The organism is Persicitalea sp., from assembly GCF_041751555.1.
Lineage (GTDB): Bacteria > Bacteroidota > Bacteroidia > Cytophagales > Spirosomataceae > Persicitalea.
On the sequence record NZ_JBGSXF010000599.1, the window covers coordinates 16,832 to 28,042 of the forward strand.

The window sequence follows — 11,211 nt, forward strand, 5'->3', positions numbered from 1 at the left end:
ATAAAGCGTTGTGACAAATGATATTTTCGGGATATTTAATTAGCTTTATAAAATAACTGGATACTTGAACAAATTTGGGGAGAGATTTACCGGCATGGCAGGAGTTGAAATGACCGATCAGGAATTGTGGGAAGGCATCAGGCGGAGTGACGAAAAGGCTTTCACCCGGACTTTCGACCGTTATCACGCTACGCTTTACAACTACGGCTGCAAGCTTTGCGATGACTCCGGCCTGGTAGAGGACGCCGTACAGGATGTTTTCATCGACATCTGGCGGCTGCGCAAAAACCTGACGCCCAGTATCACTTCGATCAAGTTTTACCTCTACCGCTCCCTGCGCCGCCGCATTCATTTGGGCGTCATGAAAGCCCTGCCCATCAAGGAACTTTCCATTCTCACGGGAGCTGAAATTCCCTTTATTCGCGACAATTCGGAGTCCATGCTGGTGGAGCGGGAGTCCAGCACCTTGCTCACCCACCGGCTTAACAGTTTGCTGGAACAGCTTCCCGCCCGGCAGGTCGAGGCGATTACGTTGCGCTACTTTGACGAATTCAGCTTTGCCGAAACCGCCCAACTCATGGGGGTAAGCGAGAAGTCTGTCAGGAACTTTATTTACAGGGGGTTAGTGTTTTTGCGCGAATGCCGGGATACGATCCTAGTGTCGGTGAGTACATTACTATTGTTGATCTTCTCCTAAAATTCTTTCGCCGACTTTTCTCGCCGCATTTGAAGCTTCCCGGCGAAGTACCTTCCAATGGCAAAACCTTCTTCCTGCCCGTTTATGATAGCGGGCATATAGTGAATGCCACCGTACAAACGGCTGATGGCCGCTTCGTTGGCCGCTTCCCGAAAAGACGAAAAATGGCGAACGGGTAGTCCAAACTCCACTTCGCTGGAATCGGCGAAGGCAAAATCCTCGCCGAATAGCTTGGCAAGTATGATGGAGGCACCGGCAGACACCACACTGTGGCCGCTGGTGTATTCAGGAAACGGCGGTGTCTGCAAGACGGGGAGCCAGGCCGGGTCGATGTGCTGATTGATATACGTTTCGGGCCGAATAACCGAACTGCGGTACTTTTCGTCCCAGCAACTGATGAAGCAGTCGGCGAGCGTGACAGCTAAACAAGCATAGGCCTCCGCCGACTGTAATGCGTCGGCCTCCACTTGCTGACAAGCCAAGCGGGTGATATTCATCCAATGGCCATTGGGCGAAATTTTCTTGGTTGCGTACATCACGTGGCCCCGCACGTTCATTGTGAAGGGATTGCAGTCCCAAAATTTGGCAATGTCGATTTGCTCAGGCGTATTGGTCTTCACCTGTTTATAAACGACCATAGCATCCTTGTAAAAAACACTACTGCTATCGAGCGAAAAGGCAGGCGGTGGCACGGGCTTAAATTGTTCGGCGGAATCCATGGCGAAAGTGCGCAATTTGTTCCAATTGGGTTCGATGGCCTTGATGTAGGCGGGCGGCGTGGGTTTCCAGGAAGCGGCGTCGTTTCTCACCCGATACTGTGGCAGGGAGCGGGTTTCCTTATACTGGTCGGCCTTTGCCCAGGCAATGATGTGATCGGCCACCTGCTGGCCGTAGGCGATGGAGTTGTCGAAGACCTCGTCCGGCATTCCTGACATCCTGAATTCTCCTAGGATATCTTTTTCAAAAGCTCCGATCTTTTCTTCCGAAATTACCAGTGGCTTTCCAGTAGTAAGAATTGCGTGAACTGCCGCTAAGGTAGGACTGTATTTGATGTTCTTGCCTGGCGATGGCACGGGATTCAAACCGTGCAGTTGCCCCGCAAAGCTCAGGTACTTATCGTTTTTTTGGATCAAAGTTTCGTAAGCAGCCACCGACACGTAGGCGTACGTCCGGCTAGTGACGGGCGGCGAATAAATATCATACACCATGACATCCGTAACCTGCTTGATGGCCCGGTGAATGTACTCGGCCCGTTCAGTTTTGGCTTGCCAATCCTGCGAAAAAGCAAGATTCGTCAAGACGAAAAACAGAACAGATAAAATGGCTAAGATTCTCTTCATAACAACTCACGCTTTTTACCCTGAAAATTGGTCACGGTAATTTTTTTTATGTTTTTATCAATCGGCAGCTTCCGCGACGATTGCGACAAATAAGTAGAGCCGTAATAAAACTCAACCTTCCTTTTGCTACCGTTCTTATAGGTGATCTCCGCCGAAAAATCATCGGCTTTCAAATCCTCCCACTTCGCCACGCGCTTTGTGATTGAATTATTGGGGCTGAAAACTAGCAAACTATCCTGGTTTTGAGTTGCGATCAACACATCTTCGTTTTTACCGGTGTGCAGCGTGGCCAGCGCTTTGGCGTCGCCTGGCACGAAAAAGCCGCTTTGGGTCAGGGGCATTTGGCTGAAATTTCCCTTGCCATCGCCTTTCAAACTAAGTCCCATAAAGGCGTCGTGCCGACCGCTGTTGGGATCTATCCCGTAGTCGTTGCCGACCAGCAACAAGTCGAGATTGCCGTCGCCATCCACATCGTCGGCTTTGATGCCGAAGATGGGTGCGGTCTGCGCTTCGAGCGGCAAAGGCTTCATTTCCAGGTAGCCATCCCCTTTGTTTTCAATGTAGCAAGTCCGCATCTCGGTGGCCTGGGCAATCAGGGCATTTTCCAAATCGCTACCGCTCCAAATCTCTTTCAGACTAGCCAGGCCGTACGATTTGAACGTCGGGAATTTTTTGCGCATCGTGATCACCTGGCTTACCAAGTCGTCGCGCGAAGCAATAGGGAAGGGTTTTCGACTGCCATCGTCGGCCTTCATGTAGCAAAATACCATCGGGTCGATGGAGCCATTGCTGTCGATGTCCTTGGCGACCAGAATCATCGGCTCCTCGGGCGAGGCGGCATAGTTCGAGTTGAGTCCCAGGTTGCCAGCGATGTAATCGATGTCGCCATCGTTGTCGAAGTCACCCGCCGCCAGGCTGTTCCACCAACCCGTTTGGGTTTCCAGGCCCGTTTTGAAGGCCACAAAGGAAGTCCCAAGATTTTTCAGGAAAATAACCGGGAGCCACTCTCCCGTCAAAATCAAATCGGGCTTGCCATCGTTGTCGTAGTCGCTCCACAGGGCATCCGTAACCATGCCGATGTTTTTCAGGGGCGGGAAAAACTGCTCGGTCACCTCGGTGAACTTTCCGCCATCGTTGCGTAACAGAAAACTCCTCGGCGGCACAGGATACGCCGCCGAAACCACCCGTCCTCCGACAAATAAATCGAGATCGCCGTCGCCGTCGAAGTCCGCCGCCTTCACGCAGGAGCCGTTCGTCAGGTTAGCGGGCAGGGCGTCGATTGCTCTCTTGAAATTCCCCTTTCCGTCATTTAAAAAAAGCTGGTCATTACTGAACGCATTATCGGGCGGGATTTCGTAGCTACCGCTGACGATGTACAAATCGAGATCGCCATCATTGTCGGCGTCAAAAAGTAACGTTCCCTGATCTTCGTAGAAACGCTCCTCTTTTGGCAAAAACCGAGTAGTATCTTTTTTGAAATTCCCTTTTGAATCCTGCACAAAAAACAGCCCCGGAATACCCGATGAGCCGCCTATATATAAATCTTCAAATCCATCATTATTAATATCTCCAACTGAAATAGATGGGCCGCTTTGACTTATTTTATGTGGTAAAGTACGTTGCACATCGTAGTCGGGAAAGTCTTTTTCCAAAGCTTTATATTCCAAACCATAATTATTGATACTGTTTTTAAATAAAGAATTGGAAAATAAAATGCTGGGTTTTACTTTTTTCGATTCCGCGTCTTTATGAAAAATGGTAAGGGGTTGATCGGCAAAAATGTTTTTCAAAACCTGTCGCCGATTGTCGGGCCAGCGCACGACCAGCGAATCGATGCGGGAAACTTCACCCAAGCCAAAATGCGCCCGGCTGTCGTCGGTGGAAAGGTAACCACGCGTGGGCTGTTGCTCAAAATAGAGCTGTTGACCGTCCGCGAAATAAAGTTGTATAGTAGCGCCAATGGCGGACGGATTACCCGTGGGGCCATTCAGCGATACCGTCAAATGATGGCTCTTTTGATCGAGCGTATTTTCATAGATAAAGGCCGGATCGTTGATATTGTTAATGATTACATCCAGGTCGCCGTCGTTGTCCAGATCGGCGTAAACGGCTCCGTTGGAAAAGGTCAATTCTTCGAATCCCCAATCCCTAGTCACATTCTCAAAAATCAGCCCGTTGGTGTTTTTATAGGCGTAATTGGCCAGTTTGACCACGGGGAGTGAGTCGGTCATCGCCAGGGTGAAGCCCTTGCCTGCACCGCTTTGGCCGTTGTTGTATTCTATGTAGTCGAGGTCAGTTACGTCGCGGGGCAGGCCGTTGGTGATGATGAGATCGCGGAAGCCGTCGTTGTCGAAATCGGCCACCAAGGGGCACCAACTCCAATCGGTTTGATAGACGCCCGCCAGGAACGCGGCATCCCCAAATACCGGATGGCCCAATGGCGTCGGGCCACTGTTCAATTGCAATGTGTTCCGCACGTACTGCGGATTGTAGTTGTACTGCGCGTTGTTGAGGTAGTTGTAGTATTCATTACCACTCAGCATCCGCTTTTTTCGCAAGTTGTTTTCGGGCAACATTTCCAAAGAAATGAGATCCACGTAGCCATCGTTGTTGATGTCCACCGCGTCGGTTCCCATGGCATTCCAGCCCGTATGTTTAAAGTATTTGTCAAGACTATTCGTGAACGTCCCGTTTTTATTATTGATAAAACAAAGGTCATTTGAGACAAAATCATTGGCAACGTAAATGTCCGGCCAGCCGTCCTGGTTAATGTCAGTAATTGCCGCCGCGTGGCCCCAGCCTTCGATGGTAATACCCGAGGCTCTCGATACATCGACAAATTTTCCTTTACCCTCGTTTCGGTACAGTCGGTCGTTATTTTTGGCGCTGCCATCCGTCAGTTTGGCTCGGTAGTAAATTGGGGTGCGGGGGTCGTATATTTCATTGGTGACCTGGTACATATCGAGGTCACCGTCCATATCGTAGTCGAAAAAATACGCCTGGGTACTGAATCCGTCGTCAGCCAGTCCGTAAGCTGCCGCCGACTCTTCGAATACCGGGATGCCCGCTTTGTTCAAGCCTGTATTGAGGTACAGTAAATTCGTGCGCAGTTTGGGATCGCTGCGGAAGGAAGCTGACACGTAAATGTCTGGCCAGCCGTTGCCGTCGATGTCTACCACCGATACACCCGTACACCAGTGGCCCTGCCCGCCCACCTGGGCGCGGTCGGTGATGTCTTCAAATTTTAGCTCGCCTTTATTCAAATACAATTTGTTGGAAACCATGTTGGCGGCTAAATAGACATCCATCAGCCCGTCTTTGTTGAAGTCGCCGATGCCCACACCGCCGCCGTTGTAGATATTGGCCTGGTTGAGGATGTTTAGCGTGTCGCTCTCGGTCAATCGATTAGCGAAGTCGATCCCGGTTTGGGCAGCGGGGAGGCGTCGGAAAAGGGTAGGGGTTTGGGCGAACAACGTGCCGAAAGAAAAGGCCAGAAGCCAGATGAATTGGCACCAAAATCCGTATTTCCTGATATTGATAATTGGCATTCTCTTGACGAAGTATAGCATTTTACCTGAAACGACCGAAAGTAGGCTTATTGTTCCGTCCGATGAATTCCCGACGTTATGACTTGGAGAGCATAATGAAACAGGTAGACAATTTTTCCTACTCTAAAAGAGGTCATAGGCAGCGAATTTGACCTCTTTCGGGTACGGATCATTCCCAATCGACTTCGAGGGACAGAATTTTCTTCTATCTAATGATGAACAATTTGACTTGCAAAAAACAGTACTGCGCCCTTTCAGGACAAGCAAAAGCTAGTTTGAAATTCCGCACAAACGTCGGTCTCGGAAAACGAATCTTTCATCTTGTCCTTGCTTTACTTTCAGGATGCTACGTTCAAGGCTACGCTCGGCCTAAAGACCTAACCCAGTACGTCAACACCCTGCAAGGCACAAATTCCAGTTTAAAACTCACGCGGGGCAACACCTACCCGACTACTGCCCTGCCCTTCGCGATGCACACATGGACACCCCAGACCGGACGCAACGGCGACGGCTGGAAGTACCAGTACGCCAAAGACAGCATCCGAGGCTTCCAACAGGCCCATCAATGCAGTTCCTGGACGAACGACTACGCGGTCTTTTCGCTGATGCCCGTCGGCGGAACGCTCGAACTGGATCAATACAAGCGAGCGGCGCGGTTCAGTCACGCGAACGAAACGGGGAAGCCTCATTATTACAAGGTAAAGCTCGACAACCAGATCGTGGTCGAGTTGTCGCCCTCCGAACGCGGGGCGCAGTTGCGGTTTGTCTTTCCCAAAAACCAGGCGGCTTACGTCGTGCTGGACGGCTACACCGGGATGAGCGGCGTGGAAGTCGATGTGAAAAACCGCCAGATCACGGGCTACGTCCACAACGGGCGGGGGCTGCAAAAGAATTTCAAGAATTACTTCATCATCCAGTTCGACCAGCATTTTAAGGCGCAGGGGATTTGGGAGAATCGGAAAAACGAGCGCTGGAAGGACCGCCTTGCGGGCGAAGGCGAAGGCTTCGGGGCCTACATCGAGTTCAAAGCGGGAGCGACGGTGCAGGCCAAAGTAGCTTCTTCCTACATCAGCCCCGCGCAAGCGGCACTCAACCTTGAACGCGAACTGGGCAGTCATAAAAACCTCGAAGACACCGAAATGACCGAGATGGAGATGGCCGACATGGGCCAGTACGCCCACGGCAACCAGCCGATTCAGCATATGGTGTATCTCTACAACTGGGCCGGGCAACCCTGGAAGGCGCAGCAGCACGCGCGGGAGGTGATGGCGCGGCTGTACAGCGGCACTGAGGACGGCTACCCCGGCGACGAGGATCAGGGACAGACTTCCTCCTGGTACGTGCTGAGTGCGCTGGGCTTTTACAACGTTTGTCCCGGTACCGACGAGTACGTGATGGGTAGCCCGGCATTCCCCAAAATCACCCTCACGCTGGAAGACGGAAAGAAATTCGTCATCGAAGCCAGGGGCAACTCCGGGCAGAACGTGTATATCCAATCGGCGACTTTGAACGGCAAGGCGTTTTCCCGTACTTTTCTGCGTTACGGTGAAATCGTCAACGGAGGGACGCTGAAACTCGAAATGGGTGACTCGCCGAACACGGCCCGGGGAACAGCAGCGGCCGATCGACCCTCTTCTTTATCTCAATTCCGGGGGCTAAAGCCGCCCGGCAATTGAAGTGTTTCTGCCAACCGTTGACAGAGGCAAAAGTTCAATGGATGAACGGCTAGTAGATTTGCTTTAGACTCCAATTCTCCAATCCAGGGGGCTGATTGATTAGAACAAAAAAATCGACCAATCTAGAGATTCTGGGGATTGTCTCGCCCGGAATTTCGCAAGGTTACCTGGCGGTGGTTTATTAATACAAATCAAATGCCGGGCGGCATTAGCCCCCGGATCCGATTGATTGAAGTTAAAATTTTTTCAGAAAGAAGGGGTCATATCAAAATCATATGACTCTGTTGTTTTATAATCCTCCTCAATAAAGTGAACAAGACCCCATACACACTAACCGAACTGATTCAGAACGATGATTTCATCGCCTGGGTCTTACATCCCGGCGAAGCCAGCAATCGGCAATGGCGGGAATATCTGGCCGCTTTTCCCGAAAAGCAACAAACGATGGAAGATGCTAAAGGCTATGTGATTCTGCTGGCTGAGGATACCGGACGTCACAAGCCGACACCTGAGCAGAGCGACCGGATGCGACAGGTGGTCGAGTCTAATATTTACCAGGAAGAAGAGGAAGAATCCGGAACCGTCCTGCAATCCACTCATGAAATTTTTGATTGGAGAAGATGGAGGATGGCCGCTACGGTGGCTGTGCTTTTGGGAGTTGGCGCTGTTAGTTACCAGTATTTGAATCAGTTGTCAGAGCCGTTCGCCACCCACACTGAAGTCTCGCCAGACAACAGAGATAGGTTGCAGCGAACCAACGACTCTACGAAGCCGATGACGATCATTCTTGCCGATGGTAGTTCGGTGGTGTTGCTGCCGGGCAGCGTTTTGGAATACTCGATGGCAGAACATCCCAAAAGACGGGAGGTACGTTTAGTGGGCCGGGCATTTTTTGAAATCGTGAAAAATCAGGAGAAGCCCTTTTTCGTGTATACCGACGATGTGGCCACCAAAGTACTTGGCACCAGTTTCCTGATCGACGCTCCAGCGGACCAGGACGAATTAAAGGTTGAAGTCAAAACGGGACAGGTGGCAGTCTTTCCGCTAAGCCGAAATCCCACCGAGGCAGAAAGAGCCGCTGCTGACAAGCCGGAGTTGAGGGGCTTACTGGTGGTGCAGGATGAAAAGGTGGCGGTTTCCCGACTGAGTGGAAAAGCTATCAAAACAAACACTACCCCGGTGCGGGCAATAGCACCAGAAGATATTTCTGAGCAGGCTTTTATATTTGATGAAACCCCTGTCTCGGAGGTCTTCAGCGCTTTGGAGCTGGCCTACAATGTAAAGATAGAATACGACGCTCAGACGATGGGTGGTTGTCCACTGAACGCCACGCTGGTCGGCGAGCCATTTATCAAAAAACTCAATGTGATATGCGCGGCCCTGGATGCCAAATACGAAATGAAAGAAAACCTCGTCACCATCACGGGGGCGGGCTGTCGATAGTTTTTACTTTTCCTGCTTATTTCGTTTCAAATCACGCGTGTTGCTAAATTAACCTCCTGACTTACAAACCCTAAACCCAAAACCTATGGCCCTATGAAAAAAAAAGAAGGTCAGCCGTGTTGCAGCACGACCGACCCGGAAAATTTCCCCGAAAGCACGTTCAATAACTTTCTGTCTTGACTCAATACAGTGACAAGTCGATGGGAAAGTATCTGCTGCCCAGTCTTATTTGAACAACAAAAACCTTCAAAAATATGAAAAAATTTCGACGAACCGATGGCTTAGCCTATACTCTTATGCGCATCACGGTCATCCAATGTTTTCTGGCCACGCTGGCGCTGAGTATCGCGCTGGCCAACGACGGCAAGGGCCAGGCTGCTCTCAACCAAAAAGTGACCCTCGATCTGGAAAATCAGGCGGTCAAGAAAATCCTTAGCCAACTGGAAAAGCAGACAGACGTGAAATTTGTTTTCAGTTCCAAGCTCATTCAATCCGACCGGAAGGCCACCGTGAAAGTGAAGGAACAGCGGCTGTCGCTGGTGCTTGATAATCTGCTGAGCCCTCTTCAATTGCAATACAAAGCGACCGACGACCTGATCGTCATCAAGCCCGAGCGCGAAACGGCGAATACCACGCCAACGGAATCTTTGGCACCAACGAAGATTGACGAAAGCCCCGCAATCGTAGCCCGCACCGTAACGGGAACCGTTTTGGAAGAATCGGGTTCTGCCCTTCCGGGTGTAAGTGTAGTGCTAAAAGGCACCCAAACGGGCGCGAACACTGATGCACAGGGAAAATTCTCGATCAGTGTTCCAGACGGCCCTGCCACGCTGGTACTTTCCTACGTAGGTTTTCTGGGTAAAGAGGTTGAGGTTTCTGCTGGACAAACGACGGTAAGCATTACCCTGGAACCAGACACTAAGGCGCTGGAAGAATTGGTAGTGACGGGTTACGGCACCCAAAAGAAAGAGTCTTTGACGGGTGCTATCTCAGTCGTAACCAGCGAAGACCTCGAACGCGTTCACGGTGGTTCTACGGTCAGCTCAGGTTTGGCGGGAAAGATTCCCGGCGTGACCTTTCGGATGCCCGACGGCCGCCCCGGCGCCAACGCCCGGGTTCAAATTCGTAACATGGGCAACCCGCTATACGTAATCGACGGCATTCAACAGGATGAAACGCAATTTAACAACCTGGCTCCCAACGATATTGAAAGTCTTGCCGTTTTAAAAGACGCTTCGGCGGCCATCTACGGCGTACGCGCCGCTAATGGCGTGGTCGTTGTGACTACCAAGCGCGGCAAAGCGGGTAAAAATACGGTGAACCTCGATGCCTACACGGGTTGGCAGAACTGGTCCCGCTTCCCGGAAGTGGTTAACGACTCCTACCAGTGGCAGTTGGGCCGCGCCGAAGCGCAGATCAACCAAAGCGGCACCACGTCCCTGACGCCCGCTGAGCTTGCCAAGTACCAGGAAGGTACCGGACTCGGCTACCAGAGTTTTAACTGGAAGGATTTTATCGTGCAGCCTAACGCGCCTCTTACCTCGATCAACCTCAATATGACGGGTGGCTCGGACAAGATCAAGTACTACGTGTCGGGAACTCGCTTGAAGCAGTTTGCCAACCTGGGCCGGGAATTCACCTTCGAGCGCAGCAACCTGCAAAGCAACGTGGACGCCAACATCACCAACAACCTGAAAGTAGGTATCCAAATCAGCGGTCAGATCAAGGTGCAGGATAACCCCGGCATTCCCGGTGGTGACGACTACTGGTTGCCCCGCTTCGCGATTCTACGGAATCGGCCCTTCGAGCGCCCTTACGCCAACGACAATCCCGATTACCTGAACGACATCAAGCACAACGAGACCAACTGGGCCTATAACAACAAAAAGCTCGGTGGGTACGCAACGGACATCCGCCGTATTTTGCAATCCAATATGTACGCAGAATACCAGATCCCCGGCATCAAAGGATTGAAAGCACGGGGAATGTATTCCTATTTCATCGAGGATCAGAAACTGGACGGACACGAGTACACCTACGTGGCCTACACCTATAATCCGACCGATGAATCTTATAACGTAACGGGTGGCAGCAGCAACCCCTGGCGAGAGCGTCGAAATCGGAAGATCATCCGCAATGTGTATCAAGGACAGTTGACGTACAGTAATACCTTTGGCCAGCACGAGGTGGGCGGAACTTTCGTGGCCGAGCGCCAGGAAGAGCGCGATCAAAACCAATGGGTTCGTTCGGTTCCCTCGACCAATGTGCTGCCCTTGATCTACTTTGCCAACGTAGTTGCTTTTCAGGACGCCGACAACCAACTGGCCCGGCTCGGGTACGTTGGCCGGGCGACTTACAACTACGCCAACCGCTATTACTTCGAAGGTTCCTTCCGCCGCGATGCTTCCTGGAAATTTGCTCCAGATCGCCGCGTGGGATTCTTCCCCTCAGCTTCTGTCGGCTGGAGAATTTCGGATGAGCAGTTCGTCAAGAACATTATCGGCGAA

Annotated in this window: 6 protein-coding genes; 4 read left to right on the top strand and 2 right to left on the bottom strand. The window is 51.4% G+C overall.

Annotated elements, in window-relative coordinates:
* Positions 1-64 precede the first annotated feature (64 nt).
* The gene (locus ACEW8P_RS21245; RefSeq protein ID WP_373515077.1) at positions 65-697 is read left to right on the top strand and encodes an RNA polymerase sigma factor; all 633 of its coding nucleotides are present in this window, start codon (positions 65-67) and stop codon (positions 695-697) included.
* Here the strand turns inward: ACEW8P_RS21245 and ACEW8P_RS21250 are convergent.
* Together ACEW8P_RS21250 and ACEW8P_RS21255 are read right to left on the bottom strand one after the other, a co-directional pair.
* On the bottom strand, positions 694-2,037 hold the full coding sequence (locus ACEW8P_RS21250; protein WP_373515078.1) for a vanadium-dependent haloperoxidase: 1,344 nt from the start codon (positions 2,035-2,037) through the stop codon (positions 694-696). The two genes, ACEW8P_RS21245 and ACEW8P_RS21250, sit on opposite strands and share 4 nt — an antisense overlap.
* Positions 2,034-5,585 (bottom strand): VCBS repeat-containing protein, encoded by a 3,552-nt coding sequence (locus tag ACEW8P_RS21255; protein ID WP_373515079.1) that lies wholly within the window; start codon positions 5,583-5,585, stop codon positions 2,034-2,036. The genes ACEW8P_RS21250 and ACEW8P_RS21255 overlap by 4 nt, the downstream gene beginning before the upstream one ends.
* A 275-nt stretch (positions 5,586-5,860) precedes the next feature.
* Between ACEW8P_RS21255 and ACEW8P_RS21260 the strand changes: the two genes are divergently transcribed.
* The 3 genes from ACEW8P_RS21260 to ACEW8P_RS21270 form a co-directional block, all read left to right on the top strand.
* Positions 5,861-7,261, top strand: coding sequence for a glycoside hydrolase domain-containing protein (locus ACEW8P_RS21260; RefSeq protein WP_373515080.1), 1,401 nt, complete (start codon positions 5,861-5,863; stop codon positions 7,259-7,261).
* A 309-nt stretch (positions 7,262-7,570) separates the two neighbouring features.
* Positions 7,571-8,704: a FecR family protein gene (locus tag ACEW8P_RS21265; protein WP_373515081.1), complete on the top strand. Its 1,134-nt coding sequence runs from the start codon at positions 7,571-7,573 to the stop codon at positions 8,702-8,704.
* Positions 8,705-8,958: 254 nt separating this feature from the next.
* Positions 8,959-11,211 (top strand): SusC/RagA family TonB-linked outer membrane protein (locus ACEW8P_RS21270; protein WP_373515082.1); only part of this gene is annotated, 2,253 nt, incomplete at its 3' end.